Below are 17,372 nucleotides of genomic sequence, written 5' to 3'. Positions count from 1 at the left end.
AGAAAAAGCCAATGGGATTCCAGTCCCATTGGCTTTTATAATGTATCACACTTCACGCCGACTACGCCTTCAATGGCTTTAATGTCATAGTAGACGTCGGTCGTGTATCTGTTTTTATGGACGCGGACCTTCACTTCCATAATTGGAAAATCCTTTTCGCCTAGGTCGTCGATCCGAACGGAGTGTGCTTTGATATCTCTTCTTTTCATTTCTTTTAAAATCTCTGTCATTTTGTCTTTATCAGAAAGTGACATTCTGATGCGGATGTCTTTTTCCTGCAGGCGGTCGGGGCCGATTTTTCTGACCACCCATGGGAGAAATTCCACGCTGATCAGGATGAACAGAAGACTGGCAAACGCTTCTTTATAAAAACCGGCTCCCGTAGCCAGCCCGAGCCCCGCTGCCCCCCAGATCATGGCCGATGTCGTCAGGCCGGAAATGACATCATTGCTTTTTCGCAGGATGACACCGGCTCCGATAAACCCGACGCCGGAGATGATTTGTGCCGGCAGACGAAGCGGATCCATCATGATGCGGTAGTATTTAGGGAAATGATATGCCGCATTAATACTGACGATCGTCAGCATGCATGAGCTGACTGCGATGACAATACAGGTTTTTAATCCGAGCGGCTTATTTTTTAATTCGCGTTCAAGCCCGATGACCATGCCAATCAATGTGGCAATGCCCAATTTCAATAAAATATCAGGATCAATGTACCAGCTCAACAGCAACTTCCCCCTTCTCTATGGTGTTTTTTAAATAAATATGATTTTCTCACAGTATTTATAGCAAAACAAGAGCACAAAAGCCACCAAGCTGCGCTTGATGGCTTATTGCTTACTTTTTGCGTTTTAACAGCTTTTCCATGACACCGAATAATCGGTAAGAGGCTTTTGCAGGACGTTTTGTGATCATGCTGACAATAATGCCGGCAATCATACTGAGAATAAACCCAGGAATAATTTCGTACACACCGGTTGATTTTGCCAGGCCGGTTGTAATCCAGATCAACACGGTCGCAGCCCCGACAATCATGGCAGCAAGCGCGCCCCATTCGTTCATTCGCTTCCAATACAGACTGAGCAGAATCGCAGGTCCGAAAGCTGAACCGAAGCCGGCCCAAGCGTATCCGACCAAATCAAGAATGGTGCTGTTCGGGTTCAATGATAAGAGTACCGCGATAACGGCAATGACTAAGACGGACAAACGCCCGATCATGACCAATTCTTTATCGGAAGCTTTTCGTCTGAAAAATGACCGGTATAAATCCTCTGTTACAGCACTTGCTGTGACTAAGAGCTGTGAGGAAATCGAACTCATGATGGCAGCCAAAATAGCTGACAATAAGAACCCTGTAATTAATGGGTGGAACAAGATTTTAGAGAAGATAATGAAAATCATCTCCGGATCTTTTACAGCAACTCCGAATTTATGGGCGTATGCAACACCGATTAAACCCGTCAGCACGGAACCTAGAACTGTAATGATCATCCAGCTCATGCCGATTCGGCGTGCAGGTTTTAAATCTTTAATGTCTTTAATGGCCATAAATCGGACGATGATATGAGGCTGGCCGTAGTAGCCCAATCCCCAGGCTAAATAGGAAATAATGCTAATGACGCTCGCGCCTTTAAAAATATCCAATAAATGTGGATTAACAGCGTCGATTTCATGGAAAGTCGGAGCAACGCCGCCCACATGGGTAAAAGCAACGATCGGCACAAGCACTAGTGCTGCAAACATGATCGCACCCTGCACGAAGTCAGTCAGACTGACAGCAAGGAAACCGCCAAACAGTGTGTATAACACGACAACTGCAGTGGTCAGAAACAAGCCTAATTTGTAATCCGCCCCAAAAGCAGATTCAAACAGCCGTCCGCCAGATACCATACCGGAAGAGGTATACAATGTGAAAAAGATCATGATGATCAATGCAGATACGATTTTCAGCAGTGATGAAGAATGCTGGAATCGTTTATCAAAGAAATCAGGAATCGTAATCGCATCATCCGCCGCTTCCGTATAAGCACGCAGCCTTGGAGCCAGCAGCAAGTAATTTGAGTACGCCCCGATTGTAAGACCTAAAGCAAGCCATAAGGTGGACAGCCCTGTCGCAAACATCGCGCCGGGAACACCCATCAGCATCCATCCGCTCATATCGGCCGCGCCGGCAGACAAAGCAGTAACGAATGGTCCGAGGCCTCTTCCTCCAAGCATGTAATCATTGATGTCAGTGGTTTTCTTGAATGCATACCAGCCGATTAACAGCATGGCAATAAAGTAAATTCCTAAAGATATAATAATTTCAATACTCACGTTTTACCCTCTCTTCATTTCTAATAATGTTGCATCACCTCTCAAATTGATGGTGCCAGTTAAGCAGCCTGGCGTAAGTGCAAAACAAAAGAAATTCTTTTGCGGGTGCACTTGGTAACTTAACCTAACAAAGTATTCCCAGCCATTCAAGCGATGAAACCTTGATCATGAGCGAGAAATACCGTTGCAAACCTAGAAGGGAATAAAGAATAAAACGCTTTCAAAAAATAATTAAAGTAAAAATATTCAGAAAAATATTTCGTTTCTCCTTCGCCTCATTTTAGTATAAAATATATAGGGTATTGTTTCGAAAACACAGGCCTGTCTTAAGGCGTTTTGTTGCTTTAAAGGGCTTGTTTTTGATATGATCAGTATTATATGACTTAACGGAGAAATATGTGGAGGTGGATCATATGTCACGAATTTCAATAGAAGAAGTAAAGCACGTTGCGCACCTTGCAAGACTTGCGATTACTGAAGAAGAAGCAAAAATGTTCACTGAACAGCTCGACAGTATCATTTCATTTGCCGAGGAGCTTAATGAGGTTAACACAGACAATGTGGAGCCTACAACTCACGTGCTGAAAATGAAAAATGTCATGAGAGAAGATGAAGCGGGTAAAGGTCTTCCGGTTGAGGATGTCATGAAAAATGCGCCTGACCATAAAGACGGCTATATTCGTGTGCCATCAATTCTGGACTAAAGGAGGGACACAAGAATGTCATTATTTGATCATAAAATCACAGAATTAAAACAGCTCATACATAAAAAAGAGATTAAGATTTCTGATCTGGTTGATGAATCTTATAAACGCATCCAAGCGGTTGATGATAAGGTACAAGCCTTTTTGGCATTAGATGAAGAAAGAGCGCGCGCATACGCGAAGGAGCTTGATGAGGCGGTTGACGGCCGTTCTGAGCACGGTCTTCTTTTCGGTATGCCGATCGGCGTGAAAGATAATATCGTAACAAAAGGGCTGCGCACAACATGCTCCAGCAAAATTCTCGAAAACTTTGATCCGATTTATGACGCTACTGTCGTTCAGCGCCTTCAAGACGCTGAAGCGGTCACAATCGGAAAACTGAACATGGACGAATTCGCCATGGGATCATCTACCGAAAACTCAGCTTACAAGCTGACGAAAAACCCTTGGAACTTAGAAACAGTTCCCGGCGGTTCAAGCGGCGGATCTGCAGCTGCGGTTGCTGCGGGAGAAGTTCCGTTTTCTCTTGGATCTGACACAGGCGGCTCCATCCGTCAGCCGGCATCTTTCTGTGGCGTTGTCGGTTTAAAACCTACATACGGACGTGTATCTCGTTACGGACTGGTCGCATTTGCGTCCTCATTAGACCAAATCGGACCGATTACACGTACGGTTGAGGATAACGCGTTTTTACTTCAAGCGATTTCCGGCGTAGACAAAATGGACTCCACGAGTGCAAATGTGGACGTGCCTGATTTTCTTTCTTCATTAACTGGAGACATCAAAGGACTGAAAATCGCCGTTCCGAAAGAATACCTTGGTGAAGGTGTCGGCAAAGAAGCGAGAGAATCTGTCTTGGCAGCGCTGAAAGTCCTTGAAGGTCTCGGCGCTACATGGGAAGAAGTGTCTCTTCCGCACAGTAAATACGCTCTTGCGACATATTACCTGCTGTCATCTTCTGAAGCGTCAGCGAACCTTGCACGCTTTGACGGCATCCGCTACGGCTACCGCACAGACAATGCGGATAACCTGATCGACCTTTACAAGCAAACGCGCGCTGAAGGTTTTGGAAATGAAGTCAAACGCCGCATCATGCTTGGAACGTTTGCTTTAAGCTCAGGCTACTACGATGCGTACTACAAAAAAGCGCAAAAAGTGCGTACGTTGATTAAGAAGGATTTCGAAGACGTATTTGAAAAATATGATGTTATTGTTGGACCGACTACACCGACACCTGCGTTTAAAATCGGTGAAAACACGAAGGATCCGCTCACAATGTACGCAAACGATATCTTAACGATTCCGGTCAACCTTGCCGGCGTACCGGGAATCAGCGTGCCATGCGGATTAGCAGACGGTCTTCCGCTCGGCCTGCAAATCATCGGAAAACACTTTGATGAAAGCACTGTATACCGCGTTGCTCATGCATTTGAACAAGCGACAGACCATCATAAAGCAAAACCTGAACTGTAAGGGGTGAAAAGAATTGAACTTTGAAACGGTAATCGGACTTGAAGTCCACGTTGAGTTAAAAACAAAATCAAAAATTTTCTCAAGCTCTCCAACGCCATTCGGCGCGGAGGCGAATACGCAGACAAGCGTTATTGACCTCGGATATCCGGGCGTCCTGCCTGTTCTGAACAAAGAAGCCGTTGAATTCGCAATGAAAGCCGCTATGGCGCTCAACTGTGAGATCGCAACGGATACGAAGTTTGACCGCAAAAACTATTTCTATCCTGACAACCCGAAAGCGTATCAGATTTCTCAATTTGATAAGCCAATCGGCGAAAACGGCTGGATCGAAATTGAAGTCGGCGGAAAAACAAAACGCATCGGCATCACGCGCCTTCACCTTGAAGAGGATGCCGGAAAACTGACACACACAGGCGACGGCTATTCTCTTGTTGACTTCAACCGCCAGGGAACGCCGCTTGTTGAGATCGTATCAGAGCCGGATATCCGCACGCCGGAAGAAGCGTACGCGTATCTTGAAAAGCTGAAATCCATCATCCAATATACAGGCGTTTCTGACTGTAAAATGGAAGAAGGCTCACTTCGCTGTGACGCCAATATCTCTCTTCGTCCGATCGGCCAAGAGGAATTCGGCACAAAAACGGAATTGAAAAACTTGAACTCCTTTGCGTTTGTTCAAAAAGGCCTTGAGCATGAAGAAAAACGCCAGGAGCAGGTTCTTCTTTCCGGCGGCGTCATCCAGCAGGAAACTCGCCGTTATGATGAAGCAACGAAGAAAACCATTCTTATGCGTGTCAAAGAGGGATCTGACGACTACCGTTACTTCCCAGAGCCGGATCTTGTCGAGCTCTACATTGATGATGAATGGAAGGAACGCGTAAAAGCAAGCATTCCTGAGCTTCCGGATGAGCGCCGCAAGCGTTATATCGAAGAGCTTGGCTTGCCTGCATATGATGCGATGGTTCTGACGCTGACAAAAGAAATGGCTGATTTCTTCGAAGAAACCGTTCAAAAAGGCGCTGAAGCTAAACAAGCGTCTAACTGGCTGATGGGTGAAGTGTCAGCTTACCTAAACGCAGAGCAAAAAGAGCTTGCCGACGTTGCCCTCACACCTGAAGGCCTTGCCGGCATGATCAAATTGATTGAAAAAGGAATCATTTCTTCTAAGATCGCGAAGAAAGTGTTTAAAGAGTTGATTGAAAAAGGCGGCGACGCTGAGAAGATTGTGAAAGAGAAAGGCCTTGTTCAGATTTCTGACGAAGGCGTGCTTCTGAAGCTTGTCACTGAGGCGCTTGACAACAATCCTCAATCAATCGAAGACTTTAAAAACGGAAAAGACCGTGCGATCGGCTTCCTAGTCGGACAGATTATGAAAGCGTCCAAAGGACAAGCCAACCCGCCGATGGTCAACAAAATTCTGCTTGAAGAAATTAAAAAACGCTAATAAAAAAGCAGCCCTTAGAGGCTGCTTTTTTTATGGTCAAATTGAGATAAAGACAGAGATGAGAGCACGAAGCCTTTCAACTTCTTTGTCGTTGGTTCCGGTCAAATTGGACAGCATGCCTTTAATAATCGGTTTGCGCGGTTTATCCTGAGTCAATTCTTCCTCGATAACATCAAGTGACACGGTGATATCCTCGGGCAGCGTGCTGTTTTCTTTCACTTTCTGAATGTCCTCAAGCAACTGGTCTTTCTCCGCAGGCATCGGGTTGAAAATGTCTTTTGACACAATCGGATTGAGTGCAGAACGGCTCAGCCCCTGTACAAGATCATCCAGTCTCTCAATAATAAAGGCTGAGATTTCTTCTGCGTCGATATTAAGCTCACCGTTAAATACCATCACGTTCATATAAGAATGCACAATGCCTCTTGCCATGATGGACAGATCTGCGACATACCGCTCGATTCCTTCGCCATAGGATACCAGCAAGGCGTTCCGGTACAGCTTATCCGTCTCTGTGGTAATTTTGTAAAAATATTGCTTGATTTCTTGATTTTCCGGAATGATATTTTCGGTAAGCAAAAGTACGATAAAATCTTTATGATCACGAAAATCCTCAAATTGAGCGCCAATTTGTTTTTTCAAAACTTCTTTAGGCGGCTTTCCAGCAAGATCTTCTTCTATATTTTTCATTTTGTTCATAGACATACCGATATAATATTCACAGGCAGATAACAGCAGCGCTTCTTTCGATTTGAAGTGCAAATAAAAAGCGCCCTTCGAAATGCCGCATTCACTGGCGATTTCTTGGATCGTCGTAGCTGCGAATCCTTTTTTCGCAAATAAACGAATGCTGGTTTTTATAATTCTCTCTTTTTTTTCATTCATGACGTGCTTCCCCTTAATCCTTGAAAAATTTAGTAAAATTTTCTGGTATATGAGTTGACGTTGTTGCGTTATAACGTTTAGTATTATATAGAATGACCAGTCAGTCAATAAAAAATGTAATGGAGGATATGATGAATCACGTTATTAATTTCGTTCTGAAAAACAAATTCGCCGTATGGCTGATGACGATTATTGTAACGGCAGCCGGCTTGTATGCGGGTATGAATATGAAGCAAGAGTCTATTCCTGACGTGAACATGCCTTACTTGACGATCAGCACGACATATCCGGGTGCGACACCAAGCCAAGTGGCTGATGAAGTGACCAAACCGGTTGAACAAGCCGTGCAGAACTTGGACGGTGTCAGTGTTGTGACTTCGACGTCCTATGAAAACGCATCGTCGGTCATGATTGAATATGATTATGAGAAAGATATGGACAAAGCGAAAACAGAAGCAGCTGAAGCGTTAGAAAACGTCAACCTGCCTGATGACGCGAAGGATCCGGAGATTTCACGCTACAGCTTGAATTCATTCCCGATTCTGACGCTGAGCGTGTCCAGTGATAAAGATAATCTGCAAGAGCTGACGAAACAAGTGGAGGACAGCCTCGTTTCTAAGCTTGAAGGCATAGAAGGCGTTGCGTCCGTCCAAGTATCAGGCCAGCAGGTGGAAGAGGTTGAATTCTCTTTCAAAGAAGACAAACTGAAGGAATACGGCCTTGATGAAGATACAGTCAAGCAAGTGATTCAAGGTTCAGATGTGACAACTCCGCTTGGATTGTACACATTCGGAAATGAAGAAAAATCTGTCGTCGTTAGCGGCGATATTGAAACAATTAAAGATTTGAAGAATATGAGAATCCCGACGGCATCTGCTTCAAGTGCAGGCAGCAGCGCAGCATCTCAAGCGGGTGCGCAGAGTGCTCAAGCAGCTCAGAGCGCGCAAGCGGCAGCACAGGCGCAGCAAAGCGCAAGCACAGCAGTGCCGACGGTCAAACTTTCTGACATTGCTACAATTAAAGATGTGAAAAAAGCTGAATCCGTTTCACGCACAAATGGCAAAGACAGCATCGGCATCAACATCGTCAAAGCAAACGATGCGAATACGGTAGAGGTTGCCGACGATGTCAAAGCTGAGCTGAAGAAGTTCAAAGAAGACCATAAAGGCTTCAATTACAGCGCAACTCTCGACATGGCGGAGCCGATCACACAGTCAGTTGACACGATGTTAAGCAAAGCCATCTTCGGTGCTATTTTTGCGATTGTGATTATTCTCTTATTCTTAAGAGATATCAAATCAACATTAATTTCGGTAATTTCAATTCCATTATCATTGCTGATCGCACTCCTTGTGCTGCAGCAGCTTGATATCACATTGAATATTATGACACTCGGCGCAATGACCGTTGCCATCGGACGTGTAGTCGATGACTCCATCGTTGTGATCGAGAACATTTATCGCCGAATGAGACTCAAAGACGAGCCGCTCCGCGGAAAAGCCTTGGTTCGTGAAGCGACGAAGGAAATGTTTAAACCGATCATGTCATCAACGATTGTGACAATTGCGGTATTCCTGCCGCTCGCACTTGTAGGCGGACAAATCGGTGAGTTGTTTATTCCGTTTGCCTTAACGATTGTTTTTGCGCTTGCCGCATCCCTGGTGATTTCAATCACGCTTGTGCCGATGCTCGCACACAGCCTGTTCAAAAAATCATTAACCGGTGCGCCGATTAAAGCGAAAGAACACAAACCTGGCAGACTTGCAAACATCTATAAAAAAGTATTGAACTGGGCGCTGAGCCACAAATGGATCACGTCTATCATCGCTGTTCTGATGCTCCTTGGAAGCTTGTTCCTCGTACCGTTAATCGGTGCCAGCTACCTGCCGTCCGAGGAAGAAAAAACGATGCAGCTCACATACAGCCCAGAACCGGGTGAAACGAAAAAAGAAGCCGAAAATGAAGCTGAAAAAGCGGAAAAAATCCTGCTTGACCGCAAGCATGTCGATACGGTTCAGTATTCATTAGGCTCTGGCAGCCCGCTTGCCGGAGGAGATTCTAACGGTGCGTTATTCTATATCAAATATGAAAGCGACACACCTGACTTTGATAAAGAAAAAGATAACGTTCTGAAGGAAATCCAAAAGCAATCTGACCGCGGAGAATGGAAGTCACAGGACTTCAGCTCTTCAGGCAATAACAACGAATTAACATACTATGTGTATGGCGATTCTGAAAACGATATTAAAGACACGGTCAAAGACATTGAAAAAATCATGAAAGATGAAAAGGATCTGAAAAACGTAAATTCAGGCCTTTCCAGCACATATGATGAGTACACATTTGTCGCTGACCAAGAAAAACTAAGCAAACTCGGTTTAACCGCGTCTCAAATTTCTCAGGCCTTAATGTCACAAACATCGCAAGAACCGCTCACCACAGTGAAAAAAGACGGCAAAGAGCTTGATGTGAACATTAAGACAGAAAAAGACGAGTATAAGAGTGTGAAAGATTTAGAGAATAAAAAGATCACTTCAGCGACTGGCCAGGAAGTCAAAATCGGCGATGTGGCAAAAGTGAAAGAAGGATCAACATCAGATACCGTGTCAAAACGTGACGGAAAAGTCTATGCGGATGTCACAGGTGAGGTTACATCTGACAACGTCACAGCCGTATCAGCTGCTATCCAGAAGAAAATCGATAAGCTTGACCATCCTGATAACGTATCGATTGACACAGGCGGCGTATCAGCGGATATCGCTGATTCCTTCACGAAGCTCGGTTTAGCGATGCTGGCAGCAATAGCAATCGTTTACCTTGTGCTCGTGATTACCTTCGGCGGAGCGCTAGCGCCATTTGCGATTCTGTTCTCATTGCCGTTCACAGTCATCGGTGCCCTGGTCGGACTTTACGTATCTGGTGAAACGATCAGTCTGAACGCAATGATCGGTATGCTCATGCTGATCGGTATCGTTGTCACGAATGCCATTGTCTTAATTGACCGCGTGATTCATAAGGAAGCGGAAGGCCTGTCTACGAGAGAAGCGCTCCTGGAAGCCGGCTCTACACGACTCCGTCCGATCCTGATGACAGCCATTGCGACAATCGGCGCCTTGATTCCATTAGCACTCGGCTTCGAAGGCGGAAGCCAAGTCATTTCAAAAGGACTCGGCGTCACGGTTATCGGCGGTTTAATCAGTTCAACACTTCTGACACTCCTGATCGTGCCAATCGTATATGAAGTATTGGCGAAGTTCCGCAAGAAAAAACCGGGAACAGAAGAAGAGTAAAAAACAAAAAGCCTCAGCTCTGCTGGGGCTTTTGTGCGTTTTCATCTGTAAGATTATGTACATTTTGTTGCGATTTTTTTAACTCATAGTATAATTAAAGGTTGTTAGTGTAAAAATGGATCGGATACTCTTAAGTAGGATGATGAGATAATGAAACGTGCACGCATAATATACAATCCGACTTCAGGACGGGAGATCTTTAAAAAGCATCTTGCCCAGGTCCTGCAAAAATTTGAACAAGCCGGCTATGAAACCTCCACCCATGCGACGACATGCGCAGGAGACGCTACACACGCTGCCAAGGAAGCGGCATTGCGTGAGTTTGACCTGATCATTGCGGCAGGCGGAGACGGAACGATCAACGAGGTCGTCAACGGGCTTGCGCCTTTAGACAACCGTCCGACACTCGGTGTGATTCCAGTCGGCACCACGAACGACTTCGCCAGAGCGCTCGGCATTCCGCGAGAGGATATTTTAAAAGCGGCAGATACGGTCATTAACGGCGTCGCCCGCCCGATTGATATCGGACAGGTCAACGGCCAGTATTTTATCAATATCGCCGGAGGAGGCCGTCTGACAGAGCTGACGTACGACGTGCCAAGCAAACTCAAAACAATGCTCGGCCAGCTTGCTTATTATTTAAAAGGAATGGAAATGCTGCCTTCACTTCGTCCGACAGAAGTCGAGATTGAATATGACGGCAAGCTGTTTCAAGGTGAAATCATGCTGTTTTTGGTCACGCTGACAAATTCCGTCGGCGGGTTCGAAAAGCTCGCGCCGGATTCCAGCCTGAATGACGGCATGTTTGATTTGATGATACTAAAGAAAGCAAACCTTGCTGAATTTATCAGGGTCGCAACGATGGCGCTCCGCGGCGAACACATCAACGACCAGCACATTATTTATACAAAAGCGAACCGCGTGAAAGTCAATGTATCAGAAAAGATGCAGCTGAACCTGGACGGCGAGTACGGCGGCATGCTGCCGGGCGAATTCGTGAATCTGTACCGGCACATTCACGTCGTCATGCCGAAGGAGAAAGCGGAACAGCTGGATGACTAAAACTTGGCTTTGTAAGCCAAGCTCAGAATGTTGACAAAATCCTAAAACAGTTTTCGTTTTAGGATTTTGTCATCTTTTCAGCGTGATTGAAAACCTTTGAAGTCTAGGAAGGACGAGCATTGGAGCGGAGCGAATGTTGAATTCGTGAGCACCGAAGCACAGGACTGACAACGAATGCGAAGGTTTGCCTACACGCTGAAACTTGGCTTGAATAGGCCAAGTTTTTCTTTCGCTTAAAACTAGAGGTGATTATAGATGAAAATGAAACCCCCAGTAGAAAAAAACGAATACTACGACGTGACATTTGAGGATTTGACACATGAAGGAGCGGGCGTCGCAAAGGTCCAAGGCTTTCCGATCTTCGTGCCGAACGCCCTGCCGGAGGAAAAAGCCCAAATCAAAGTCACACGTGTCAAAAAAGGGTTCGCCTTCGGCCGCCTGATTGAGCTGAAGGAAGAAAGCCCGCATAGAACCGACGCCCCGTGTCCAATTTACAAGCAATGCGGCGGCTGCCAGTTGCAGCACATGACCTATGAAGGCCAGCTCTTGTTTAAACAGAAACAAGTCAAAGACGTCTTAGAACGCATCGGCAAGCTGGACCTTTCAAAAGTCACCGTGCACCCGACACTCGGCATGGAAGACCCTTGGAACTACAGAAACAAAGCACAGGTGCCGGTAGGAGAACGGGAAGGCGGACTCGTCGCGGGATTCTATCAGCAAAGAAGCCATGACATCATTGACATGAGCGCCTGCCTGATCCAGCAATCCAAAAACGACGAAGCCGTCCAAGCCGTCAAAGACATTTGCGCAAACTACGGTGTCAAAGCCTACAACGAAGAACGCCACAAAGGCTGGCTCCGCCACATTATGGTCAGATACGGTGTTGTTACGGGCGAAATGATGATCGTCTTCATCACAAGAACAAACGACTTCCCGCATAAAGCGAAGATCATCGAAGACATCACAGCGCAATTCCCGCACGTCAAATCCATCGTGCAAAACATCAACCCGAACAAAACAAACGTCATCTTCGGAAACGAAACAAACGTCATCTGGGGCGAAGAATACATCTACGACCTCATCGGAGACGTCAAATTCGCCATTTCCGCCAGATCGTTTTATCAGGTCAACCCAGAGCAGACAAAGGTGCTCTACGACAAAGCGCTTGAGTACGCGGAGTTGAAAGGCGAAGAAACCGTCATTGACGCCTACTGCGGCATCGGTACAATTTCTCTCTTCCTGGCAAAGCAGGCGAAAAAAGTGTACGGCGTAGAAATTGTGCCGGAGGCAATTGAGGATGCCAAACGCAACGCCGAGCTCAACGGCATCACAAACGCTGAGTTCGCGGTCGGTGAAGCGGAAACCGTAATTCCAAAGTGGTATAAAGAAGGCATCACGGCAGATACGCTAGTCGTCGACCCGCCAAGAAAAGGCTGTGACGAAGCCCTCCTGCGGACAATTGTGGAGATGAAACCGAAGCGGGTGGTGTATGTGTCCTGTAATCCTGGCACGCTTGCAAGAGATTTGCGGATGCTGGAGGATGGAGGGTATCAGACACTCGAAGTGCAGCCTGTGGATATGTTTCCGCATACGAATCATGTGGAGGTGGCAGTGAAGCTTGTTTTAAAAGGTACGGTTGATTAAGCTGTACCTAATTAAGAGGGAAGAGAGGAGAAAAGATTTTAGTGTATCTAATCTTTTCTTCCTCAAATACTTCTATCTCTTTAAAGATTCTAAGTAGAAATTGATTTAAGACTGAATAACTTTCTTCATCATAAATACGTAACATAGGTAATTTAAAGTATTCTATTTTCTTTTGAAAAACTGTAATCCTCTTTATATCTTATCTTGTTGTATAAAGCAGATTGTAATTCAGCTTTTTAGATGGGGAAGATCCCTTAATTGTAGTTAAAATTAAACGAACTGCTCAATTGTAAGCTCTCCTCCTTATGCAAGAGATAGATGTATCAGATCGTATTCGCATCTATAGCAACTTCAGGTAAGCTAGTTTTAAGTTCAAGACTATTTTATTCTCTTGAGTTCATCCCTAATATGCTACAAAAAAAAACTTTCCTCATTAATAAAGAACGCCTTTACGAATGGAGTCGTAAAGGCATTTAACAGTTATTTATGCTAATGCAGCTTTGATTCGGTGAGGCCGTCTTGTAATGTTGCGAGAGGATATCCCGCGTTTAGGCTCATAAATCCTTCGCCGCCAGATTCATATTCGTCCCGGTTTCTAAAATAATTTTCCGCTTTTTCAGCATCCTTTGCTGAAGTTCCGCGTCGGACAAGCCGTAAGCACTGAAATCGAGCCAGATCAGGTAAGGCGCATCGGCTTTATCTTCTGTTCATGTTTTTCTAAAGGTAAGAGATCAATTCACAAGTTTACTGCTTATAATCATCAATGTACTATGTGCGAAGTTAATGACATATCTGTACTGGTAGAGTTCGTTAAATATTTTAGTAAAGGAGAATACAAAAATTTTAATTCTCAAAAGTTCTATTACTATAGTAATATATAAAAAGCTTCAATTACCGCTAGAAAAACAATTGAATTGTTAATGAATTATCTTTAAAAAAGTTATCGATAATGAATACTCCGAGGTGATAATAGTGAGTTTTGATTATATCAAATATAAAGAACAGAATCTTCTTATGCCAATGAAAATTAGTAACAAGGAAGAATACTATAAAGATTTAATGAATATCGAACAAAGTTGGACGGGAAGATTAGACGCTCAAATTTCAAATACATTTATTCAGGAAGCAATACAACTAATAATCAATTCTATTTCTTTATTCGAAAATGGATACTTCGACTGTGCATTTTATTCGTTAAGGCAATCACTAGAGGTATCTACTACAATGGTTTATCTTATGGAATTAGAGCCAGAAAAAAGAAAAACTGAACTATTGAAATGGAAGAAAAAAAGTAAATTTCCGATGTATGGTCAAATGATAAAATTTTTAATTACTAATAGAGATACATTTGCTGATATGAAACAGAAAATGAGTGACTATTTTAATAAGCTTCATCTTGTAAAAGAGCGGCTCAATAAACATGTTCACAAACAAGGATTTAACACTTTTTATGTTTCAAGAAATCAAATTATGAATCGAAATAAGAATAATGACGATTTAATAAGTGATTTTAATTATTGTACAAAAAATTGCATTGGAGCAATTGCGGTATTGAGACTTGCTATCGATCCGTTTCCTGTATTATTAATGGATGAAGACATATATTCTAGAACTAATGATGCTCTTACTGAGGCTTACTCAGAAGACTTTATTCAAAAGTATGTTGGGAAAGAAGGAATTAAAGCTTATAAAGAAACAAAAATGTACTTACAATATTATGAAAACATTATTACTTATGAAAAAAGACATCCTTCTGTATTAGATATAGTGAAACACCAATATATCAATAAAAACAAACTTGATGAAATTCTTAGCCAAATACATTTGTTAAACAAGAATGATATTATTGCTGTGTTAGTGACAAGTTTATCGGAGAAAGTCTCAAATGTATATTTTTATGACGGTTTATTGTTTTATTTTACTAATACAAAATCAGTTAGAGAGAAGTTTTCACTAGATTCAAGAATTTTTAAGAATATTAAAAAATCAAATAATCATATTAATAATACTTACGATGAGGCATACTTAAGTTTTATACAATTTGCAGGTGAAGAGTTGTTTATAGAACATAATGAAGAATTTACTCAGGATGAAATTAATATATTTGCAGAATTATTAACAGAGATTATAAGTGAATTGAAAAAGTATGATTAGTAATATATCTACTATAAATTTATCCTCTTGTACGAAGCAATTCACTGTATATGGGATGGTGATTTTAACAAGATTTCTTTGGATTTATAATTGATCGTTTTAATACATACAATCCATTGCCTTTAAATATACGTCCTTGAATTTTGAGCATTATTGTAGCAGTTAAATTTTAATAAAGTAATTCTATTGCAATATCTATTCGGAGGGGAGTATGTCTAAAGTCAACAATTCTGATTTTTAAAACTATTGACCTTCTTATGGTTATATCAGTTTTTAAAGCCAAGATTAAGTTGCGTTTTGTTTTTTTTATATGCTTAACGATTCTTTGCACACTAGACTTTTACATTTAAAACTATTCTTTAAGTTGGAATAACAACCATCTCTATGAAAAGAAAATTTTAAAGTCAAAAATAATTTTGTGAACAGAACTCATATGTATTTGTATGGAAAGTGTGCTAAAATAAGGTATTGATTTTTTGTATTATTGGAGGGGAGTAAATGGTTCATAAACTACTTCCAAGACCTTCATTTTTAGATACTTGCCTTTTTTTGAAGGTTGTCGGGGATCGAAAAGTTTGGCAGTCAAAAGATGGTAAGAGGCTGTATACATGGGACTCTTTACACGGAGAAGTAGAAGTTTTTAATAAGCGGGGTTTTCACTTAGGAAGTGCAGATCCTAAAACAGGTGCCTTTATTAAATCTGCAGTGAAAGGTAGGAGATTAAATGTCTAAATTGAAATTTATGGATGCATGTATTGAAGGCGAAGCATTAATAGAAGAAATCGATGATTATATTGAAGAATGGCACAATAGTGATTCATTGGAAGAGATTTATGAATTTCTAGGAATGACTTTTGACGAGTATAGTATTTGGGTAGAAAATGCTTCTATGATAAAAACAATTTTTTATGCACGAGAGATTGGTAAATCCATTACTGAACTTATTAAAGAAAATGATGTTCAAAAACTTGTCGCAAGAGCGGCAACTCCTGAAGAAGCTACACAGGTAAGAGAGTGGCTAAAGAGAACCGGTCGGTTATCATAGGGATTGAAAAAGATGGTTGAATCAGTTGCTCGGGAAAAAAAATTAGCGCGAAAAATTATAAAAAAATACTCCCTTAGTCCACCAGTAGATATTCGTAATCTAATTGAGAATTATGCAAAGTGTGAGGAAGATTCATTACCCAATAATGCGGATGCAATTTGTATAATGAATATTGAAAGGCCTTTAGTGATTTTAGATAACGGTAAGTCTGAGAACCGTAAAAGGTTTACTTTGGCACATGAGTTAGGGCATTTAATTATACCTTGGCATAGTGGGATGATTTCATGCCACACTGACAATCAAGATGTTGTAGATAAGGGTGCCTATCACACTATGGAGGCAGAAGCCAATAGATTCGCTGCAGAGATACTGATGCCATCAGAATGGTTAAAAGACATGGTCACTAAACATGAAGAGAAGGGATTAGTAGAATTACTTGAAATTGTTTCGAGTGAGGCTCAAGTATCCATTAGTGCTGCATTTTTCTCTGTAATTAACCATTTGCCGAACGGATACATTTTCTACATAAAAAGCGATGAGTGGTATTCCGGAAGCTTGCGAAGATCCCAAGGTACCAACATTATAATTCCGAAACTAGATGCCGAATACGATTGGAGATTCATGGAGAAATGTGCCGTAGATTATGGTGATTATAAACTAGCTCCTATAAACATTGTCTGGTGGAAGTTTCCCAAGTGCTTAACAGAAGTACAGCTAGTAAAGACAATAGAAGAGTCGGATGATTTGGATCTTAATTACGTATTCAATAAAGTAAGTAGTTATGGTACAGGTGTGTTTGCAGCTTCATTTTTAAATATAATCGGACTTCTTCCACGGGGATATCTAGTAAAGATTAGGGGTGTTGATTATGGGAGACTTTTTAGATCTCCAAACACGAATATAAGTGTTCCTAACTTTAAAAGTTTTGAGGAAGAAGTATACTGGTTTAAAAAGCATGCGAGTAAATCTGGAATATTTGAATATCAAGGGTATAAATATTTTTGGGGATATTTTGTTGTGAAAAATCCAGAGCTAAATACTCAAGATAAGAGATTGTCAAAAAATATCTTAAAGGATATACTTAAAGATTGTTATGAGGATGCAGCTCAAAGACAGAAGTATTTATATAAAATAAACGGGATAGTCGGCTCCCTTAATAATAGAGCCCCGGATGAATTTGAAGAATTCTATAGAATGTTTAAAGAGCGATTTATAGGGGTAGAGATTTTTAGTAAAATAGTCCAGCATCCCGATTTTGAGGTCTTTATCATTAACAAAGTAATAGAGCTTTTAGAAAGAAAGTCTAAGAGTTAATTATTATTTTTTAAAGTTAGCTTATTGACAATCCGTGA

The 17,372-nt window shown here is 42.2% G+C and carries 12 protein-coding genes and 2 pseudogenes; 10 read left to right on the top strand and 4 right to left on the bottom strand.

Going from position 1 to position 17,372, the window contains the following annotated elements; translation table 11 throughout:
• Positions 1-35: 35 nt before the first annotated feature.
• Together AC07VD_RS19610 and opuE are read right to left on the bottom strand one after the other, a co-directional pair.
• Complete coding sequence (locus AC07VD_RS19610; protein WP_010886431.1) at positions 36-734, bottom strand: MgtC/SapB family protein; 699 nt, start codon at positions 732-734, stop codon at positions 36-38.
• A 106-nt stretch (positions 735-840) separates the two neighbouring features.
• On the bottom strand, positions 841-2,319 hold the full coding sequence (gene opuE, locus AC07VD_RS19605; RefSeq protein WP_003242814.1) for a proline transporter OpuE: 1,479 nt from the start codon (positions 2,317-2,319) through the stop codon (positions 841-843).
• A 413-nt stretch (positions 2,320-2,732) separates the two neighbouring features.
• On the opposite strand from opuE, the gene gatC reads away from it, so the two are divergent.
• Genes gatC through gatB form a run of 3 tightly spaced genes read left to right on the top strand, consistent with a single transcriptional unit; the run spans position 2,733 to position 5,940 of the window.
• A complete protein-coding gene (gene gatC, locus AC07VD_RS19600; RefSeq protein ID WP_003219442.1) occupies positions 2,733-3,023 on the top strand; it encodes an Asp-tRNA(Asn)/Glu-tRNA(Gln) amidotransferase subunit GatC in 291 nt (96 codons plus the stop codon).
• Between the two features lie 15 nt (positions 3,024-3,038).
• Positions 3,039-4,496, top strand: coding sequence for an Asp-tRNA(Asn)/Glu-tRNA(Gln) amidotransferase subunit GatA (gene gatA, locus AC07VD_RS19595; RefSeq protein WP_003233901.1), 1,458 nt, complete (start codon positions 3,039-3,041; stop codon positions 4,494-4,496).
• Between the two features lie 13 nt (positions 4,497-4,509).
• A complete protein-coding gene (gatB, locus tag AC07VD_RS19590; protein WP_494721955.1) occupies positions 4,510-5,940 on the top strand; it encodes an Asp-tRNA(Asn)/Glu-tRNA(Gln) amidotransferase subunit GatB in 1,431 nt (476 codons plus the stop codon).
• A 14-nt stretch (positions 5,941-5,954) separates the two neighbouring features.
• Here gatB and AC07VD_RS19585 read toward each other — a convergent pair.
• A pseudogene (locus AC07VD_RS19585) lies at positions 5,955-6,825 on the bottom strand (TetR/AcrR family transcriptional regulator).
• Positions 6,826-6,956: 131 nt separating this feature from the next.
• Between AC07VD_RS19585 and srfP the strand changes: the two are divergent.
• The 3 genes from srfP to rlmD all read left to right on the top strand — a co-directional run bounded on the left by srfP (position 6,957) and on the right by rlmD (position 12,821).
• On the top strand, positions 6,957-10,115 hold the full coding sequence (gene srfP, locus AC07VD_RS19580) for a surfactin resistance protein SrfP (RefSeq protein ID WP_342819705.1): 3,159 nt from the start codon (positions 6,957-6,959) through the stop codon (positions 10,113-10,115).
• Between the two features lie 150 nt (positions 10,116-10,265).
• Positions 10,266-11,177: a diacylglycerol kinase gene (locus tag AC07VD_RS19575; protein ID WP_003233894.1), complete on the top strand. Its 912-nt coding sequence runs from the start codon at positions 10,266-10,268 to the stop codon at positions 11,175-11,177.
• Between the two features lie 255 nt (positions 11,178-11,432).
• Positions 11,433-12,821, top strand: coding sequence for a 23S rRNA (uracil(1939)-C(5))-methyltransferase RlmD (gene rlmD / locus AC07VD_RS19570; RefSeq protein WP_342819704.1), 1,389 nt, complete (start codon positions 11,433-11,435; stop codon positions 12,819-12,821).
• A 484-nt stretch (positions 12,822-13,305) separates the two neighbouring features.
• Here rlmD and AC07VD_RS19565 read toward each other — a convergent pair.
• Positions 13,306-13,519 (bottom strand): annotated as a pseudogene (locus AC07VD_RS19565) (cystathionine beta-lyase); the annotation flags it as partial.
• Positions 13,520-13,793: 274 nt separating this feature from the next.
• Here AC07VD_RS19565 and AC07VD_RS19560 point away from each other — a divergent pair.
• The 4 genes from AC07VD_RS19560 (at position 13,794) to AC07VD_RS19545 (ending at position 17,334) form a co-directional block, all read left to right on the top strand.
• Positions 13,794-14,975: a hypothetical protein gene (locus AC07VD_RS19560; protein WP_217020608.1), complete on the top strand. Its 1,182-nt coding sequence runs from the start codon at positions 13,794-13,796 to the stop codon at positions 14,973-14,975.
• A gap of 498 nt (positions 14,976-15,473) precedes the next feature.
• Positions 15,474-15,707, top strand: a complete 234-nt coding sequence (locus AC07VD_RS19555) for a colicin E3/pyocin S6 family cytotoxin (RefSeq protein WP_217020610.1) — start codon at positions 15,474-15,476, stop codon at positions 15,705-15,707.
• On the top strand, positions 15,700-16,020 hold the full coding sequence (locus AC07VD_RS19550; RefSeq protein WP_217020612.1) for a hypothetical protein: 321 nt from the start codon (positions 15,700-15,702) through the stop codon (positions 16,018-16,020). The genes AC07VD_RS19555 and AC07VD_RS19550 overlap by 8 nt, the downstream gene beginning before the upstream one ends.
• Positions 16,021-16,032: 12 nt before the next feature.
• Positions 16,033-17,334, top strand: a complete 1,302-nt coding sequence (locus AC07VD_RS19545) for an ImmA/IrrE family metallo-endopeptidase (RefSeq protein ID WP_494721954.1) — start codon at positions 16,033-16,035, stop codon at positions 17,332-17,334.
• Positions 17,335-17,372: the final 38 nt, after the last annotated feature.

The organism is Bacillus sp. GW821-FHT01G09, assembly GCF_059422205.1.
The sequence above is the reverse complement of the archived record's forward strand: the minus strand, read 5'-3'. Positions and strand labels throughout refer to the sequence as shown.

Bases quoted from the DNA above. Each gene is read 5' to 3' on its own strand.
- gatC (WP_003219442.1), top strand. From the start codon at position 2,733: ATGTCACGAATTTCAATAGAAGAAGTAAAGCACGTTGCGCACCTTGCA.
- gatA (WP_003233901.1), top strand. From the start codon at position 3,039: ATGTCATTATTTGATCATAAAATCACAGAATTAAAACAGCTCATACAT.
- srfP (WP_342819705.1), top strand. From the start codon at position 6,957: ATGAATCACGTTATTAATTTCGTTCTGAAAAACAAATTCGCCGTATGG.
- AC07VD_RS19575 (WP_003233894.1), top strand. From the start codon at position 10,266: ATGAAACGTGCACGCATAATATACAATCCGACTTCAGGACGGGAGATC.
- rlmD (WP_342819704.1), top strand. From the start codon at position 11,433: ATGAAAATGAAACCCCCAGTAGAAAAAAACGAATACTACGACGTGACA.
- AC07VD_RS19555 (WP_217020610.1), top strand. From the start codon at position 15,474: ATGGTTCATAAACTACTTCCAAGACCTTCATTTTTAGATACTTGCCTT.
- AC07VD_RS19550 (WP_217020612.1), top strand. From the start codon at position 15,700: ATGTCTAAATTGAAATTTATGGATGCATGTATTGAAGGCGAAGCATTA.
- AC07VD_RS19545 (WP_494721954.1), top strand. From the start codon at position 16,033: ATGGTTGAATCAGTTGCTCGGGAAAAAAAATTAGCGCGAAAAATTATA.